The following is a 16,612-nucleotide window of genomic DNA, read 5'->3' as shown; positions in this document are numbered from 1 at the left end:
TCCTGCGTCGGGGACCTACTTGCCGAGTCCGGCGCGGCGCAGTGCGTCGGCCATCGCGCCACCCGCGGGCGCGCGGTCCTGGCGCTGCTTCTGCTGCCCGCCGCCACCACCGCCGCGCTGGCCCTGCGGCCTGCCGCCGCGGTTCTGCTGCTGCTCCTTGGGCTTGCCCGGCTCGTCCTGCAACCGCAGCGTGAGGCCGATCCGCTTGCGCGGGATGTCGACCTCCATGACCTTCACCTTGACCACGTCACCGGACTTCACGACGTCGCGCGGGTCCTTCACGTAGTCGTTGGACAGCGCGGAGATGTGCACCAGGCCGTCCTGGTGCACGCCGATGTCGACGAACGCGCCGAACGCGGCCACGTTCGTGACGACACCTTCCAGCACCATGCCGGGACGCAGGTCGCCGAGCTTCTCGACGCCGTCGGCGAAGGTCGCGGTCTTGAACGCCGGACGCGGGTCGCGACCGGGCTTCTCCAGCTCCCGCAGGATGTCCGTGATCGTGGGCAGGCCGAACGTCTCGTCCACGAACTTCTCGGCCCGCAACGACTTCAGCAGCGCCACGTTGCCGACGACGGACTCGCCGCCGACGGCCTGCTGCATGCGCCGCACCACCGGGTACGCCTCGGGGTGCACGGTCGAGCCGTCGAGCGGGTCGTCGGCGTTCGGGATGCGCAGGAAGCCCGCGCACTGCTCGAATGCCTTGGGGCCGAGGCGGGCCACGTCCTTGAGCGCCTTGCGCGAGCGGAACGGGCCGTTGGAGTCGCGGTGCAGCACGATGTTCTCGGCCAGCCCGGACGTGATGCCGGAGACGCGGGTCAGCAGCGGCGCGGACGCGGTGTTCAGGTCGACGCCGACCGCGTTCACGCAGTCCTCGACCACCGCGTCGAGCGACTTCGACAGCTTCGTCTCCGCCAGGTCGTGCTGGTACTGGCCGACGCCGATGGACTTCGGGTCGATCTTCACCAGCTCCGCCAACGGGTCCTGCAACCGGCGGGCGATCGAGACCGCGCCGCGGATCGACACGTCCAGGCCGGGCAGCTCCTGCGACGCGAACGCCGACGCGGAGTACACCGACGCGCCCGCCTCGGACACCATCACCTTGGTGAGCTTGAGGTCGGGGTGCCGGGAGATCAGGTCCGCGGCGAGCTTGTCCGTCTCGCGGGAGGCGGTGCCGTTGCCGATCGCGATCAGCTCGACGTCGTGCTTCTTCGCCAGCCCGGCGAGGGTGTGGATCGACTGGTCCCACTTGTTCGCGGGCACGTGCGGGTAGATCGTCTCGTGCGCCACGACCTTGCCGGTCGCGTCGACCACGGCGACCTTCACGCCGGTGCGGAAACCGGGGTCGAGGCCCATCGTGGCGCGGGTGCCCGCCGGGGCGGCCAGCAGCAGGTCGCGCAGGTTCGACGCGAACACGCGCACGGCCTCGTCCTCGGCGAACTGGCGCAGCCGCGACCGCAGGTCGATGCCGAGGTGGATGAGGATGCGGGTGCGCCACGCCCAGCGCACGGTGTCGTTGAGCCAGCGGTCCGCCGGACGGCCGCGGTCCGCGACGCCGAACCGCTGCGCGATCCGGACCTCGTACGTGCTCGGGCCTTCCTCCGGCGCCTCCTCGGGCTCCAGCACCAGGTCGAGCGCCTCTTCCTTCTCCCCGCGGAACATCGCCAGGATCCGGTGCGACGGCAGCTTCGTGAACGGCTCGGAGAAGTCGAAGTAGTCGGAGAACTTCGAGCCCTCCTCCTCCTTGCCGTCGCGCAGCTTCGACACCAGGCGACCGCGCGTCCACATCTGCTCGCGCAGCTCGCCGATCAGGTCGCCGTCCTCGCCGAACCGCTCGACCAGGATCGCCCGCGCACCGGCCAGCGCCGCCGCCGCGTCCGCGACCTCCTCGGTCACGAAGCCCGCCGCCAGCTCCTGCGGGTTGTGCGACGGGTCGCCGATGAGCTGGTCCGCCAGCGGTTCGAGGCCCTGCTCGCGCGCGATCTGCGCCTTGGTGCGGCGCTTCGGCTTGAACGGCAGGTAGAGGTCCTCCAGCCGCGCCTTGGAGTCCGCCGCGAGGAGCTGCGCGTGCAGCGCGTCGTCCAGCTTGCCCTGGGTGCGGACCGAGTCGATGACCGCGGCCCGGCGCTCCTCCAGCTCGCGCAGGTAGCCGAGGCGCTCCTCCAGCGTGCGGAGCTGGGTGTCGTCGAGCGTTCCGGTCACCTCCTTGCGGTAGCGGGCGATGAACGGCACGGTGGCTCCGCCGTCGAGCAGCTCGACGGCCGCTGTGACCTGCCCCGCGCGTACCCCGAGCTCGTCGGCGATCCTCTGGTCAATGGAAGTCGTCACGGTCAGGCATTGTGCCCGCCCTCACGCCCCCGCGGTCGGTCGGGTGCCGCGACCCCCCGCCGGTTCCACTGGGCCGTTGGGCGTAATCGGCGTCGCTGTCGAGCGACTCCGGCCGTGGGGAGTTGACGGATCACCACCCGACGCTAGATAACCGGAGTAATTCTCACCTTTCCTAGGAGCAGCGCGTGCCGTCGTCACCCACCCGCAAGTTCGCCGAGATCAGCACACCGACCCCGCCCACCCGCACCGACGTGATCATGCGGAGGGCCGTCGTGCTCGGCGGGAGCATGGCGGGGCTGCTGGCGGCGCGGGTGCTCAGCGACCACGCCGACGAGGTGCTGGTCATCGAGCGGGACGGTGGCGCGGCCGACGGCGGCCCGCGCTCCGGCGTGCCGCAGGGCGGCCACGTGCACGCACTGCTCGCCGCGGGCAACGTGCAGCTCGACCGCTGGTTCCCCGGCTTCACCGAGGCCGCCGTCGCCGAGGGCGCGGTGCTCCCGCCGCGCGGCGGCGTGAAGTTCCACAGCAACGGCGAACTCCGCATCGGACCGCCGTCCAAGCACGACCCGGCGCTGCTCAGCACCCGCCCGTTCCTGGAGGGCCTGGTGCGCGCCAGGACCGGTGCCGTGCCCAACGTCAAGTTCGTCACGGGCCGCGCGCAGGGCCTGGTGTTCGACGACGACCGGGTCGTCGGCGCCCGCTACGTCCCGGAGGGCGCGACCGAGGAGGTGGTGGCGCCCGCCGACCTCGTGGTCGACGGGATGGGCCGGTCCAGCAGGCTCGGCGACTGGCTCGGGGACAACGGCTGGCAGCGCCCGCCGATGCGGCGGATGCCCATCAAGCTCAACTACGCCACGGCGGTGTTCAAGCGCGACGACGCCGTCAGCGACACCTGGGTCTCCGTGTCCACCGCGGACTCCGTGCCGGAGGAGGGGAGGGTCGCGCGGATCGCGGGCATCAACCGGGTCGAGGGCGACCGGTGGACCATGCTGATCTCCGGCTACGACGACGACCGCCCGACCCGCGACGTCGAGGACTACCGGACCCGCTGCCGCCGCGACTTCCCCCCGGTCTACGGCGACATCGCCGAGCGCTGCGAGATGATCGGCGACGTCATCACCTACCACCAGGCCGACAGCAGGCGCCGCGACTACCACCTGGTCGACCGCCTGCCGGGCGGTGTCGTGGCCACCGGCGACGCCGTCGCGTCGTTCAACCCGGTCTACGGCCAGGGCATGACGTCCGCGGCGCTGCACGCCTCCTGCCTCTCGGCCTACCTGCGGTCCAACCCGGACCTCGGCGCGCCCGCGAAGACGTACTTCGACGACGTGCGGGTCGTGGTCGACGCGGCCTGGCAGGTCTCCACCCTCGCCGACCTGTCGCTGCCGCACGTGGACGGCCCGTACCCGCGCGGCTACCCGGTCATCAAGTGGATCGGCGGGCTGGTGTTCAAGGCGTCCTCGACCGACCCGGTGGTCGCCGAGCGGATGAACGACGTCACCGCGATGCTCGCGCCACCGGCCGTCCTGGCCAGGCCGAGCACCCTGCTGCGGGCGATCGTGGTCGGGCTGCGCCGGAAGGTGTCGGCCCGGCGATCAGGCGCTTGAGCACGCGGGGCCGTCGCGCCAGAGCGCGTCGGCCGTCCCCGCGGCCAGGTGCTCCTCGTAGAGGGACACCTTGGCCTTGATGACGTCCAGCGCCTCGTTCAGCTCCTCCACCTGCCTGGTCACCCTGGCCTCGTGGCCGCGCAGCAGGTCGAGGCGCGCGGCCTCGGTACCGGGGCCCTGGCGGACCAGGTCGGCGTAGCGGCGGATGTCGGCCAGCGGCATGCCGGAGGACCGGAGCTTCGTGCAGACGCGCAGCCAGCCGACCTCGGAGTCGGTGAAGACGCGGCGGCCCGCGCTGGTGCGCCGCACCGGCTCCACGAACAGGTGCTCCTGCTCGTAGAACCGGAGGGTGTGCGTCGACAAGCCGGTCAGTGCGCTGACTTCGCCGATCGTCAGCGTGGTGCTGGAGGCTGTGGTCATACCCCCCACTGTAGGGAGGTTGACTTCGAGTCGCCTCTAACTCCTAGCGTCGGTGGCAGCCACGAGGAAGGGAAGACCCATGAGCAAGACCTGGTTCATCACCGGCACGTCGTCGGGCTTCGGCCTGCTGCTCACCAGGCGGCTGCTGGAACGCGGCGACCGGGTGGCGGCGACCCTGCGGCGCCCCGAGGTGCTCGACGGGCTGCGCGCCGAGCACGGCGACCGGCTCTGGGTGCGGCGCCTGGACGTGACCGACACCACGGAGGTCCGCGCGGTCGTGGACGCGGCGTTCGCGGAACTCGGCACGGTCGACGTGGTCGTCAACAACGCCGGTTACGCGGTGTTCGCCGCGGTTGAGGAGGCGACGGACGAGCAGGTCCGGCAGGTGGTCGACACCAACCTGATCGGGTCCATCTCGGTCATCCGCGCCGCACTGCCGCACCTGCGGGCGCAGGGGCACGGCCGCGTCCTCCAGATCTCCACGGCGGGCGGGCAGACCACGTACCCGAACTTCGGCTACTACCACGCGTCGAAGTGGGGGATCGAGGGCTTCTGCCAGACCGCCGCCCAGGAGATCGCCCCGTTCGGCATCGGCCTGACGATCGTCGAGCCGGGGGCGTCACCGACCGGGTTCGGGGCCGCGCTGGCCACCGCGCCGATCATGCCCGAGTACGACGCCGGGCCCGCGGGCGACGTCCGGCGCGCCATCGCCAACGGCGACTTCCCGTTGGCCAACGACCCGGAGAAGATCGCGGGCGCGATCGTCGACCTGGTCGACAGCGGCGAGGTCCCGCTGCGCCTGCCGCTGGGCCCGGACACCTACCAGGACGTCCGCGCGTCCCTGGTGGCCCGCCTGGAGGAGCACGACGCCCACCGCGAGACCGCGCTGTCCGTGGCACGGGACGAGTTCGCCACCCGGTAGCACGGCTCCGGGGCGGGGCGCGGCCCGCCGGGTTACCGTGCTCGCCGGAGGTCAACGATGCGAGCTGGGGTTGTGCTGCCGTTCTTCGACGCGCCGGACGTCGCCGAAACCGCCGTGCTGGCCGAGGCGCACGGGTGGGACGGGGTGTTCCTCGCCGAGGCCGTGTGGGGTGTGGACGCGTGGGTCTCGCTGACCGCGGCGGCCATGTGCACCCAGCGGATCCGGCTCGGCACGATGCTCACCCCGTTGGCGCGCTTCAAACCGTGGGACGTGGCGTCCAAGGTCGGCACGCTCGACCGCTTGTCCGGCGGTCGGGTGCAGCTCTCCGTCGGCCTCGGCGCGTTGCACCCCGGCTGGACGGCGTTCGAGCCGGACACCGGTCGCGCCGAACGGGCGCTGCTGCTCGACGAGGGGCTGGCCGTCTACGACGGGCTGATGCGCGGCAGGCCGTTCTCCTTCGACGGGCGGCGCCACACCGTGCGGGAGACCGACTTCTTCCCACCGCCGCCCACCGTGCAGCGCCCGCGGGTGCCGGTGTGGGTCGTCGGCGCGCACCCCTCCCGGAAGTCGCTGGGCCGCGCCGTGCGCTGGGACGGCCTGGTGCCGAACGTGTTCGGCCCGGAGGGTGCGCGCGGTCCCGAATCGCCCGCGGAACTGGCCGAGGTCGTCGGCGCGGCGCGGGAGCTCCGCTCGGACCTCGGCCTGCCGTGGGAGGGGTACGACGTCGTCGCCGAAGGCGTGACCTCGCCCGGCGACTCCGTGCGGGAGTGGGAGGACGCGGGCGCGACCTGGTGGGTCGAGTCCAACTGGGACACCACGCCCGAGGCCGTGCGCAGGCGCGTCACCGCCGGGCCGCCGTCGTGATCGCGCTGCCCGGTCCCGTCGGGTTCGTCCTCGGAGGCGGCGGCAGCCTCGGCGCTGGCCAGGTCGGCATGCTGAAGGCGTTGGCGGAGCACGACATCACCCCCGACCTGGTCGTCGGCACGTCCGTCGGCTCGGTCAACGGCTCGCTGCTCGCCCTCGACCCGGACAAGGCCCCCGAACGGCTCGCGCTGATCTGGGAGCACATGACCCGCCCGCGCGTGTTCCCCGGCGGTCCGCTCGCCCAGTTGCGGACGTTGCGCGCCCACAAGAAGTTCCTGTTCCCCAACACCGGTCTTGCCACGGTGATCGAGCAGGGCTTGGGTGGTGCCGACGACTTCGCCGACCTGCGCCTCCCGTTCGGCGCGGTCGCGGTGGACTCCACGACCGGCCAGGCGGTGCTCATCCGCACCGGCCCGCTCGTCCCGGCCATCCTGGCCAGCAGCGCCATCCCCGGCGTCTACCCGCCCGTGCACCTGGACGGCCGCGTCCTCTACGACGGCGGCGTCCTGGCCAACGTGCCGATCCGCCAGGCGCTCGCGATGGGCGCGAAGTCGTTGGTGGTGCTGGACTGCGCGTTCCCCGGCCACCTGCCGACCGTCCCGGAGACCCTGGCCGAGACGCTGCTGTTCTGGGCCACCCTGAGCATGCGCAACCAGGCCGTCCTGGAGGTCGAACTGGCCTCCGCGGACGTCCCGGTGCTCTACCTGCCCGGCCCGCCGGTCCAGCCCGTGACACCGCTGGACTTCAGCCACACGGCCGAGCTGATCGCCAGCTCGTACACGGCGTCGACCGCGTTCCTGGACACCGTGCGGGTCGACGGACCGGGCCTGTACGGCGCTCCTGGCGGGCCGCCGGTGGAGACGATCTAGGTGTGTCACAGCTCCACTACCGGTAGGTAGCTTCAAGCGACATACTGGTCGGTATGACTGCGATGAGCGTGGCGAACTGGGGTGGGACCAGCCGTTATGCCGACCTGGACGGCCAGGTGCACTACGTCGACTTCGGCGGGCCGGACGATCCGGACGCGCCGACCGTCGTACTGGTGCACGGGCTCGGCGGGTCGCACCTCAACTGGTGCCTGCTCGCGCCCCGGCTGGTCGGGCACGCGCACGTCGTGGCCGTCGACCTGGCCGGGTTCGGGCTGACGCACCCCGAGGGGCGGCGGACGACGGTCGCGGCGAACGCGCGGCTGCTGGACCGGTTCCTGCGCGAGGTCGTCGGCAAGCCGGTCGTGCTGGTCGGCAACTCGATGGGCGGGATGATCTCGATCCTGCACACCGCCGCGAACCCGGACACGGTGACCGCGCTTGCGCTGGTCGACCCGGCCCTGCCGCTGGTCTTCGGCGTGCGGCCGGACCCGCTGGTCATGTCGACGTTCTTCCTCTACGCCCTGCCGGGGCTGGGGGAGCGGGTGCTCGCGAAGGCGCGGTCCGGGCAGACGCCGCGCCAGCAGGTGAAGCAGGTGATGAACCTGGTGTGCGCCGACTCGAAGGTCGTGCCGGAGGAGTTGATCCTCGCCTCCATGAGCCTCATCGAGCAGCGCGCCGAGGTGCCCGGACTGGACACGGCGTTCCTCGCGGCGGCCAAGTCGATCGTCCTGGTCAACGCCCGCCGCGGCGCCTACTGGCGGGCGATGAAGAACATCAGGGTGCCGGTGTTCCTGATGACCGGCGACAAGGACCGGCTGGTCCCCGTCGGATCGGCCAAGGCGACCGCGGCGCGCAACCCCGGCTGGCGGTTCGACGTGTTCGAGGGCATCGGCCACGTGCCGCAGATCGAGGTCCCGGACGTCGTCGCGGACCGGCTGCTCGACTGGCTCGGATCACGCTGACCGCAGCAGCCGCACCAGCTTGGTGAGCGGCACCCGTTCCCGCCACTGCTCGGAGCGGGCCGTGACGACCACCTCGCCCGGTGCCGTCTCGACCCCGGTCAGCCGCAGACCGCCGGGCAGCGCGGGCACCGGGACCTGCCTGCGCAGCGGCAGGAACCCGGTGCGGACCCACAGCTCGCCGTCCCGCACGGACGGCACCAGCGGCACGACCCCCCACCGCAGCACGCCGTCCGCGCCGATGTCGAGCTTGCCGACGTCCTGGGCGCCCAGCACCAGTTCGACCTCGACCGGCGCGGCCACCAGCGTCGGACCGGGGTTGACGTGGACGTTCACGCAGCTCACCGCGAGCCTCCTGGCCGTCCGCCCGGACCACTCGACGTCCTCGACGACGATCCGCACGTCGTCGAACTGGCCGAGCGCCAACCCGAGCGCGCCCAGCGTGCAGTCGACGTCGGCGACCGTCATCGTCGCGTCGGCCTCCCCGACGCGCACGGTCACCCGCCGGTCCGTCAGCGGCCGGGTGGCGAGCTGGAGGACGGAGTGGACGAGACCGGGGATCACCCTGCCGGGGTCGCGGCGACGGCCAGCAGTTCGTCGAAGCCCGCGCGGATGCCGTCGGCCAGCACCTGAACGTCCGGCACGCCGTCGAAGTCCGCGTTGATGCCGAAGGTGATCTGGTCGAGGTAGGAGAAGATGCCGATGGAGATCCGCATCGTGCTGGCGATCGGCACGTAGGGGTAGATCTCCTTCAACGCCCGGCCGAGCATGAACAGCGGCACGCGCGGGCCGGGCACGTTCGTCGTCACGGTCTGCAGGAGCTGCTGCGGGAACCGCATCGCCGTGCGCGACCCCAGCGCGAGCAGCGTCGGCGCGGCGAAGTTGCCCGCCTTCGTCAGCACGTCCGCGCCCGCCGCCTGCCTGCTGCCCTTCAGGTCGTCCATCTGCTCGCGGATCGAGGCCAGCCGCTCCAGCGGCTCCAGCGTGCTGACCGGCAGGTTCACCAGCACCGCGCTGACCCGGTTGTCCAACCGGTCGTGCTCGTCCGCGGCGCGCATCGACACCGGCACCATGGTCCGCACGACCTGGCCGTCGACCAGTTCCCCGCGCTTGGCCAGCAGCTCGCGGAACCCGTGCGTGATCGCGGTCAGGATGACGTCGTTGACCGTGCCGCCGACCGACTTGCGGATCTTCTTGACCTCCGCGAGGTCCGCCTTCGCCCACACCCAGCGGCGGTGCGGCCCGATCGGGCCGTTCAACGAGCCCGCGGTCGAGGAGGTCAGGCGCTTCGCCGTGCCGGGCAGGCTGCCGAGGACGGCGCGGCCGATGTCCAGCAGCTCCGACCCGCTGCGCAGGCTCCTGGCGAACGCCGGGATGGCGGCCAGGTGCTTGACCGGCGTCCACACGGCGTCGCGCACGCCGTCGACCACGAGGTCGAGCTGCGACGGGCTGGGCTGCGGCTTCCACTCCTTGGGCTCCGGCAGTTCCGCCTCCTCCCGCCAGTCGAGCAGGAGCTGCATCAGGTCCGTGCCCGCCACGCCGTCGATCATGCAGTGGTGGACCTTGGAGATGATCGCCCAGCGCCCGTTCTCCAGGCCCTCGACGAGCCAGACCTCCCACAGCGGCTTGCTCAGGTCGAGCCGCTGCGCGAACAACCGGCCCGCCAGGTTGCGGAGCTGGTCGTCGCCACCCGGTGAGGGCACGGCGGTGTGGCGCACGTGGTAGAGGATCTGGAAGTGGTCGTCGTCGACCCAGACGGGGCGTCCGACGTGCAGCGGGAGGCTCTTCACGCGCTGCCGGTAGCGCGGCACGCTGTCCATTTTCGAGAGGAAGAGCCTGATCACGTCGCCGTAGGAGGGGGCTGGTCCCTCGAACACCAGCACCGATCCGACGTGCATCGGCACGTTCTCGTCCTCGACGAAGTAGAAGCTTGCGTCCATCGCGCTCATCCGGTCCACAGTGGAGACCGTAGGACTCCCGGTCTGCCGCAGTCCAGGACCACTGGGGTGAGAGCGCGCCCAACCGAGACGTTCTAGGGGTGGCGCAATTCACTTTCAGGAAACATCATGGACACATGCAGTAGCGGATTTGCCGACGGAACGGGGGATGGCGATGACAGCCGTACCTTCAGACGCCTACTTCCCGCTGCCGGACGAGCCTCCTCTCCCGCTCGTCGAGGGTCAAGCCCCCAGTCTCCTGTGGTACCTGACGGAACCGACGAGAGCCGCCGTCGACATCGGCCAGTTCGCCGCCACCAGGCAGCTCCTGCGCGCCGCGCCGAGCGGTGACGGCCACCAGGTGATGGTCCTGCCCGGCCTCGGCGCCTCCGACGGCTCGACCTCCGTGCTGCGCCGCTTCCTGGCGAAGCTCGGCTACGACGTCCACGGCTGGGGCCTGGGCCGCAACATCGGTCCGACCGTTCCCGCGGTCCAGGGCATCCGCGCCCAGCTCCGCGAACTCGGCAGGGCAGACAAGGTCAGCATCATCGGCTGGAGCCTGGGCGGCATCTTCGCCCGCGAGATCGCCAGGGAACACCCGGAGCTGGTCCGCCAGGTCATCACGCTGGGTAGCCCCTACGCGATGACCGACATGAAGCACACCAGGGCGAACCCGGCCTACCAGTTGCTGTCCCGCTTCTACACCGCGGGCGCCGCCCACCCGCCGCCCGAGCACAGCCGTCCGGCGTTCCCGGTGCCCGCGACCTCGGTCTACTCCAAGACCGACGGCATCGTCCCGTGGCAGGGCTGCGTGTCGGACCCCGGCCCGCGGGCGGAGAACGTGGCGGTCTCGTGCAGCCACCTGGGTTTCGGCTACAACCCGTCGGTCATGTGGGTGGTGGCCGACCGGCTCTCCCAGCCGTACGGCTACTGGCGTCCGTTCGCGCCCCCGCCGGGGATGGCGAACATGTACCCGAAGGCCGCGTAGTCCCTCCGTCGAAGCCCGCCCTGATCCGTCGGGGCGGGCTTCTTCGTCGTGGGCCTTGCTCGCAGCTAAGTGTATCTTTACACTCAGGACATGGCTGAATTATCCTCTTCTCCGGGTGATCCCCTCCTCACCGAGGAGGAACTGCTGGCGCTCCGGTCGGTCGGCAGGGTCATCCACCGGCAGGAGGGGCACGTCTTCATCAGCCAGGGCGAGGAGACGGACTTCGCGCTGCTCATCCAGAAGGGGCACGTCAAGATCGTCGTCGGCACGCCGCCGAGGATCGTGGCCATCCGCAAGCCCGGTGAGATCGTCGGCGAGATGGCCGCCATCCGGCAGAGGCCGCGCTCCGCCAGCGTCGTCGCGCTCGACGAGGTGGAGATGCTCTACCTGCCCGCGGCCGAATGGCTGAAGTTCCTCTACGACCACCCGCGCGCGATGCGCGCCCAGTTGTTCGCCGCCGACGAGCGGCTGGAGCAGGCGACCCGCAAGATCGTGGAGTCGGACCTCGCGGTCGAGCAGCGCCTGGCCAAGGCCATCGTCGAACTGGTCGACAGCGGTGTCGGCACCCCCGGCGACGGCGGCACGCTCCTGCGCTTCAGTCAGCAGGACCTGGCGACGCTGACCGGGGCGTCGCTCGACTCGGTCAAGAAGATCATCCGGACCTTCAAGGACGAGCGCCTGGTCGACACCGGGCGGCAGACCCTGCTGATCCGCGAGATGGCCGACCTGGCGCAGATCGCCGACGGCAACCGCACCGCTCTGCTGTGACCGCGGGGAGGTCGTCGATGAGCGCGAGCCTGCTGACCGAGGCCGGATCCCTGATCGCCGCCGCGGTCGTGGCGATCCCGTCCACCGCGTGGGCGCTGGTGTCCTTCGGCAAGACGGTGGTGCAGGAGCGGTCGCGCACGGCCCGCCTCACCGCCGTGCTCAAGGACAGCGCGCCCGCGGAGCGGAGCGAGATCATGCGCGCCTGGGGGCAGTGGGAATCGGGGCGGCCCGCCGAGGTCGTCGCCGAGGCGCCAGAGGCGGAGCGGCCCGCGTGGATCAGGCGCGTGCTCAGGCGTGGGACCGATCCGGGCGGGGAGTAGACCCTTGCCGCCGCCCGGCGACCTCCTCGCCCACCCCCTCATCGCCCGTCTCGTCGAACTCGGCCTCGACCGCGACGACTTCGTCCTGTTCGGCAGCGCGCCCCTGCTGGCGCACGGGTTGCGCGCCGAGATCCGCGACCTCGACGTGGTGGCGCGCGGCGACGCCTGGCGGTACGCGTGGCAGCACGGGGTCCAGGGGGTCGGCGGCATCAGCGGCGACGAGGTCGCGCAGTTCTGGGGTGGCCGCATCCAGTTCTCCCGCCGGTGGATCCCGCCCGCCAGGAGCGCGGACGAGTTGATCGACACCGCCGACGTCGTCGACGGGCTGCGCTTCGCCCGGTTGACGGATGTCCTGGCGTACAAGCGACTCCTGCTCAGGCCCAAGGACGTGGTGGACATCGGCGCGATCGGCCACGCCTAGCGCCACCCGTCGCGATGTAAAGCAATCTTGACACCATGTCAGGGCTGCTTTACATTCGGTCGCATGGCATTCGAAGAGAAGCGCGCTTGGATGATGGGGTTGGTGACGGTGATCGCGTACGCGGTCTACGTCGTCGTCATCCTGGGGCGGTGGGATGGCGGTCCGATCGTCGACGTCCCCTACGTGGCACCTGTCCTGTGGACGATCGGCGGCGCGATCCTGGCGACCGTCGTGCTGCACACCGCTATCGCGACCTTCTCGCCCGACGACGCCGACATGAAGGACCAGCGGGACCGGGAGATCTCCCGCTTCGGTGAGCACTCCGGACGGTCGCTGGTCGTCGTGGGCGGGATGGGCGCGTTCGCGATGGCGCTGCTCGACGTCGACCAGTTCTGGATCGCGAACGCGCTCTACCTGGCCTTCGCGCTGTCCGCCGTGGCGGAGTGCGTGGCGAAGGTCGCGGCCTACCGCAAGGGTTTCTGGCCGTGGTGAAGGCGACTCGGGTCACGAACTCGATCAGGGCGCTGAGGTTCTCGCACGGGGAGATGACGCAGGCCGAACTGGCCGCCGCCGTCGGGGTCAGCAGGCAGACGGTGATCGCCATCGAACAGGGGCGGTACTCGCCCTCGCTGGAGATGGCGTTCCAGATCGCGGAGGCGTTCGGGGTCTCGCTCGACGACGTTTTCCAGTACACCAAGGAGGAGAAACCGTGAAGGCGATCGTGCAGGACGTGTACGGCTCGGCGGACGTGCTCGGGTTCCGCGACGTCGACAGACCGGCGGTGGGGGACGGCGAGGTGCTCGTGCGGGTGCGGGCCGCCGGGGTCGACCCCAGCGTGTGGCACATGACCAGAGGGCTGCCGTACCCGCTGCGGCTGGTGTCCGGGCTGCGGAAGCCGAAGGCGAAGGTGCCGGGGCTCGACGTGGCCGGGCACGTGGAGGCCGTCGGGGCGGGCGTGACGCGCCTGCGGGTCGGCGATGAGGTGTTCGGGTCGTGCGACGGGGCGTTCGCCGAGTACGCCGTGGGCCGTGAGGACCGGTTCGCGGTGAAACCGCCGGGCCTGTCGTTCGAGCAGGCCGCGGTGGTGCCGGTGTCGGCGTGCACGGCGCTCCAGTCGTTGCGCGACGCGGGGAAGGTCGCCGCCGGGCAGCGGGTGCTGGTCATCGGCGCGGGCGGTGGCATCGGGGTGTACGCGGTGCAGCTCGCGAAGGTGTTCGGCGCCGAGGTCACCGGCGTGTGCTCGACCGGCAAGGTCGACCTGGTCCGCTCGCTCGGCGCGGACCACGTCGTCGACTACACGCGGGAGGACTTCGCGGGCGGCTTCGACCTCGTCCTCGACATCGCGGGCAACCGGCCGCTGCTGCGGCTGCGGCGGGCGCTCACGCCGAAGGGGACGCTGGTGATCGTGGGCGGCGAAGGCGGCGGGAAGCTGTTGCAGGGCACCGATCGCCAGCTCCGGGCGCTCGCACTGTCGCCGTTCGTCGGCCAGCGGCTGCGCAGCCTGCTCGCGTCGCAACCGGTGGGGGACCTGGAGTTCCTGGCCGCACTGCTGGAAGCGGGCACCGTGCAGCCCGTGATCGGCCGCACCTTCCCGCTCAGCGCGGCCGCGGACGCCATCCGCCACCTGGAACTCGGGCACTCCACCGGGAAGTCCGTCCTTACGGTGTGAGCGCCAGTTCGCGGCACCTCCGGCTCAGCGCCTCGACCTGAGCGGTCAGCGCCCCGGTGCTGCCCCCGCCCGCGGCGATCGTCGCCAGCAGGCCGGTGTAGTCCCTCGTCAGCCGCCGGTACTTCCCCGCGAACGACGGGCTCGCGGTCGCGTACCGCCGGTCCAGATCGATGATCTGCTGCGCCAGCACCCCCGCGCTCGCGCTGAGCGCGCTGCGGTCGTCCGTCGCCGCTTCCAGGCCTTCCCGGCGGCGCGCGGTCAGCCTGCCCGCGCGGCGCGCGCCCAGGTAGATCCCGGCGGCGCCGACGAGCACGGCGGCGACCGAGGCGGCGGCGACCAGGTAGCGGGGGAGCGACGGGCTGATCGTCCGGGCCCCGTCGGGCACGGCACCCGTCCGGACGAGCTTGTCGTAGTTGACCGCGATGACCTTCAACGCGTCCAGCGGCTGGTCGTGGAACTGGTCCACACCGCTGGCGATCATCGTCTCGGCGACGAACGCCTTGCCGAAGTTCTCGTTGTCGACGCCCGGCAGCAGGGCGCAGCCGTAGTGGTCGTACTCGTCGCCCTCGCGCTTGAGCATCAGCGCCAGGGTGCCGTCGGCCGCGCCGTGCACGCTCTTGCAGGACGCGCGCAGGTCCGCGTCGGGCGCGAGGAACGCGACGACGAGCCTGCGGTTGCCGAGGATCCGCTCGGCGGCCGCCTGGTCGAGTTCCACGCCCGGCGCGGCGTACACCGACGACGACCGCACCTGCCGGGCGATCGGCCCGTCCAGCACGCCGCCCGACCACAGCGCCCAGCCCGCGAGGACCAGGCACGCCAGCACCGCCGCGCCGAACCCGGTGCCGAAGAAGCTCCTGACCCGCTTCACGCCACCCTCCCCCGGAGGTAGACATCGGACCGGTAGTCCTGGCGCCCCAACGCCTTCGCGGTGGTGTCCAGCTCCGCCGCGGCGTCGTCGAGCAGGGTGCGGACGTGCGCGTCCGGCAGGTCCTCGGCGAGGGCGTCACCCGCCGCGCGCAGCTTGCTCATGCCCCGCACCAGCGAGGGGTCGCTCGACAGCGCGGACACCTCGATGGCCAACGCGGTCAGCCCGGCCAGCCGCGCGGGAGTCCCGGCGCGCGCGGTGCCCCCGCGCCGCACCGAGTTCGCGGACAGCACCAGGAACACCACGGCGCACGCCGCGAACAGCCACGGCAGCGCGGGCAGCGCCACCCGCAGCGGGTCGAGCGGCAGGTACGGCAGCGGCCGGTCGAACAGGCCCGCGTACCGCACGTCGGTGACCCGGTTGAGGTACGCGTGCAGCACGTTGGCCTGCGGGTAGGCGTAGGTGGCGATCCGGTCGGCGGCCTGGGCGTAGAAGCTCGTGCCGACCACGTCGGCGAACTCCTCCGCGCGCGGCCCGTGGTACTCGATCCAGTCGCCGTACATCACCACGACCGGTCGGTCGGGGAACAGCGCGGTCAGCGCCGGGCCGTACTGCGGCACGGGTTCCCCGAACGGCTGCCGGGGGAGCGCGACGTACAGCGCGCCGTCCGGGAACGCCGCCTCCGCCGACTTCGGCACGCGCGCCAGCGTGGCACCGGCGCCGGTGTGCACCCCAGCGGCCCGCAGGTCGGCCACCACCGGGTCGAGTTCCGCGGCGGTCGGCTCACGCCAGCGGAACCGGTCGACGTCCTCGGCGGCGGGCTTGTCGTTCAGCTTCGCGGCCAGCGTGACCAGCAGGCTCGTCACGTCGCCCTGCGCGAACCGGATCCGCCAGTCGGCCAGCCCGGTCGACGTGGCCTGGAGCCCGCCACCGGTCACGTCGGTGCCGATGACCCGGATCTCGGCCGCCTCCACGTCCCGCACGCGCTTGCGCTCGGCCTCGTCCAGCCCCGGCGGCGCGACCAGGATCCGCGCGTCGCCGATCACCTCGCGCACCGCGGCCTCGTCCCACCGGGCGACCGAACCGGGCAGCCGCACCACGGCGTCGGCCCGCACCATGGCGGTCATCTCCTCCACCGACGGCACGGTCACGTCGGCCAGCTCACCGGCCGACCCCTCCTTGACCGGGTCGGACGACGTCGGCGACCGCCCGTAGCTCACGTCGACGCTCTGCCGCTGCGCGACCAGGAACACGACCAGCACGAGCACGGCCGCGCCGAGCGACCCCCACCGCACCAGCCCGGACCTCGGCACCCCGGTCACCTCCGCGCCTCCCGCCACAGCCGATCAGCCCGTTCGGCGAGGTCGGCCACCATCCCGGCCGCCTTCACCCCGCCCCGCTCACCCGCGATCGACTCGGCCCGCGCGAACAGCCGCTCGGCCTCCGGCACCGCGCCCCGACAGGCGTCCCGGCTCACTGAAGCGCTGTCGACGGCCGCCCGCGCCCGTGACCACGTCGTCCGCTTCCGCAGGTCGTGCGCGCGCCACCAGGGCAGGAACGCCACCCCGAAGCCCGCGGCCAGCAGCACGGCGGCGGCGACCAACCAGATCAGCCAGGTCATGCCACTCCCCAGGGACCACATCGGCGGGTGATGCGATTCTGCACGACCGGTTGG

Annotated in this window: 19 protein-coding genes; 12 read left to right on the top strand and 7 right to left on the bottom strand. The window is 71.9% G+C overall.

All coding sequences use genetic code 11. The features are described 5' to 3' along the window. Positions 1–15: 15 nt before the first annotated feature. Positions 16–2,328: a Tex family protein gene (locus NZH93_RS30800; protein WP_259626757.1), complete on the bottom strand. Its 2,313-nt coding sequence runs from the start codon at positions 2,326–2,328 to the stop codon at positions 16–18. A 185-nt stretch (positions 2,329–2,513) separates the two neighbouring features. Between NZH93_RS30800 and NZH93_RS30795 the strand changes: the two genes are divergently transcribed. Further along, positions 2,514–3,935: an FAD-dependent oxidoreductase gene (locus NZH93_RS30795; RefSeq protein WP_259626756.1), complete on the top strand. Its 1,422-nt coding sequence runs from the start codon at positions 2,514–2,516 to the stop codon at positions 3,933–3,935. Here NZH93_RS30795 and NZH93_RS30790 read toward each other — a convergent pair. Further along, positions 3,924–4,355 (bottom strand): MerR family transcriptional regulator, encoded by a 432-nt coding sequence (locus NZH93_RS30790; protein ID WP_259626755.1) that lies wholly within the window; start codon positions 4,353–4,355, stop codon positions 3,924–3,926. The genes NZH93_RS30795 and NZH93_RS30790 overlap by 12 nt on opposite strands. A gap of 79 nt (positions 4,356–4,434) precedes the next feature. Between NZH93_RS30790 and NZH93_RS30785 the strand changes: the two genes are divergently transcribed. From NZH93_RS30785 to NZH93_RS30770, 4 genes are read left to right on the top strand one after another with little or no spacing between them, the layout of a single operon-like run. Next, positions 4,435–5,277: an SDR family oxidoreductase gene (locus NZH93_RS30785; RefSeq protein WP_259626754.1), complete on the top strand. Its 843-nt coding sequence runs from the start codon at positions 4,435–4,437 to the stop codon at positions 5,275–5,277. Between the two features lie 57 nt (positions 5,278–5,334). Further along, entirely contained in the window at positions 5,335–6,141 is an 807-nt protein-coding gene (locus NZH93_RS30780; RefSeq protein ID WP_259626753.1) for an LLM class flavin-dependent oxidoreductase, read from the top strand. Beyond that, entirely contained in the window at positions 6,141–7,010 is an 870-nt protein-coding gene (locus NZH93_RS30775) for a patatin-like phospholipase family protein (protein ID WP_443742670.1), read from the top strand. Before NZH93_RS30780 ends, NZH93_RS30775 begins: the two co-directional genes overlap by 1 nt. A 53-nt stretch (positions 7,011–7,063) precedes the next feature. Then, positions 7,064–7,972, top strand: coding sequence for an alpha/beta fold hydrolase (locus NZH93_RS30770; protein WP_259626751.1), 909 nt, complete (start codon positions 7,064–7,066; stop codon positions 7,970–7,972). Here NZH93_RS30770 and NZH93_RS30765 read toward each other — a convergent pair. Together NZH93_RS30765 and NZH93_RS30760 are read right to left on the bottom strand one after the other, a co-directional pair. Beyond that, positions 7,964–8,533 (bottom strand): hypothetical protein, encoded by a 570-nt coding sequence (locus NZH93_RS30765; RefSeq protein WP_259626750.1) that lies wholly within the window; start codon positions 8,531–8,533, stop codon positions 7,964–7,966. The two genes, NZH93_RS30770 and NZH93_RS30765, sit on opposite strands and share 9 nt — an antisense overlap. Then, a complete protein-coding gene (locus tag NZH93_RS30760; protein ID WP_259626749.1) occupies positions 8,530–9,918 on the bottom strand; it encodes a WS/DGAT/MGAT family O-acyltransferase in 1,389 nt (462 codons plus the stop codon). Before NZH93_RS30760 ends, NZH93_RS30765 begins: the two co-directional genes overlap by 4 nt. 163 nt (positions 9,919–10,081) lie before the next feature. Between NZH93_RS30760 and NZH93_RS30755 the strand changes: the two genes are divergently transcribed. The 7 genes from NZH93_RS30755 to NZH93_RS30725 all read left to right on the top strand — a co-directional run bounded on the left by NZH93_RS30755 (position 10,082) and on the right by NZH93_RS30725 (position 14,072). Next, on the top strand, positions 10,082–10,894 hold the full coding sequence (locus tag NZH93_RS30755) for a lipase family alpha/beta hydrolase (RefSeq protein ID WP_259626748.1): 813 nt from the start codon (positions 10,082–10,084) through the stop codon (positions 10,892–10,894). A gap of 90 nt (positions 10,895–10,984) precedes the next feature. Beyond that, the gene (locus tag NZH93_RS30750; RefSeq protein ID WP_259626747.1) at positions 10,985–11,662 is read left to right on the top strand and encodes a Crp/Fnr family transcriptional regulator; all 678 of its coding nucleotides are present in this window, start codon (positions 10,985–10,987) and stop codon (positions 11,660–11,662) included. Between the two features lie 17 nt (positions 11,663–11,679). Then, positions 11,680–11,982, top strand: coding sequence for a hypothetical protein (locus NZH93_RS30745; RefSeq protein WP_259626746.1), 303 nt, complete (start codon positions 11,680–11,682; stop codon positions 11,980–11,982). 4 nt (positions 11,983–11,986) lie between these two features. Further along, complete coding sequence (locus tag NZH93_RS30740) at positions 11,987–12,403, top strand: hypothetical protein (protein ID WP_259626745.1); 417 nt, start codon at positions 11,987–11,989, stop codon at positions 12,401–12,403. Positions 12,404–12,466: 63 nt separating this feature from the next. Further along, entirely contained in the window at positions 12,467–12,895 is a 429-nt protein-coding gene (locus NZH93_RS30735) for a hypothetical protein (protein ID WP_259626744.1), read from the top strand. Beyond that, on the top strand, positions 12,889–13,116 hold the full coding sequence (locus tag NZH93_RS30730) for a helix-turn-helix transcriptional regulator (protein WP_259626743.1): 228 nt from the start codon (positions 12,889–12,891) through the stop codon (positions 13,114–13,116). Before NZH93_RS30735 ends, NZH93_RS30730 begins: the two co-directional genes overlap by 7 nt. Continuing rightward, positions 13,113–14,072 carry an NAD(P)-dependent alcohol dehydrogenase gene (locus NZH93_RS30725; RefSeq protein ID WP_259626742.1) on the top strand — a complete coding sequence of 320 codons (960 nt, stop codon included), beginning with the start codon at positions 13,113–13,115 and terminating at the stop codon, positions 14,070–14,072. Before NZH93_RS30730 ends, NZH93_RS30725 begins: the two co-directional genes overlap by 4 nt. Here the strand turns inward: NZH93_RS30725 and NZH93_RS30720 are convergent. From NZH93_RS30720 to NZH93_RS30710, 3 genes are read right to left on the bottom strand one after another with little or no spacing between them, the layout of a single operon-like run. Then, positions 14,062–14,940: a hypothetical protein gene (locus NZH93_RS30720; protein ID WP_259626741.1), complete on the bottom strand. Its 879-nt coding sequence runs from the start codon at positions 14,938–14,940 to the stop codon at positions 14,062–14,064. The two genes, NZH93_RS30725 and NZH93_RS30720, sit on opposite strands and share 11 nt — an antisense overlap. Beyond that, the gene (locus NZH93_RS30715) at positions 14,937–16,259 is read right to left on the bottom strand and encodes a hypothetical protein (RefSeq protein ID WP_259626740.1); all 1,323 of its coding nucleotides are present in this window, start codon (positions 16,257–16,259) and stop codon (positions 14,937–14,939) included. The genes NZH93_RS30720 and NZH93_RS30715 overlap by 4 nt, the downstream gene beginning before the upstream one ends. Next, positions 16,256–16,558 carry a DUF6403 family protein gene (locus NZH93_RS30710; RefSeq protein WP_259626739.1) on the bottom strand — a complete coding sequence of 101 codons (303 nt, stop codon included), beginning with the start codon at positions 16,556–16,558 and terminating at the stop codon, positions 16,256–16,258. Before NZH93_RS30710 ends, NZH93_RS30715 begins: the two co-directional genes overlap by 4 nt. Positions 16,559–16,612 lie beyond the last annotated feature (54 nt).

Origin of the sequence: Umezawaea endophytica, from assembly GCF_025061645.1 — a bacterium.
GTDB lineage: Bacteria > Actinomycetota > Actinomycetes > Mycobacteriales > Pseudonocardiaceae > Umezawaea > Umezawaea endophytica.
This window is presented reverse-complemented; position numbering and strand designations above follow the sequence as displayed.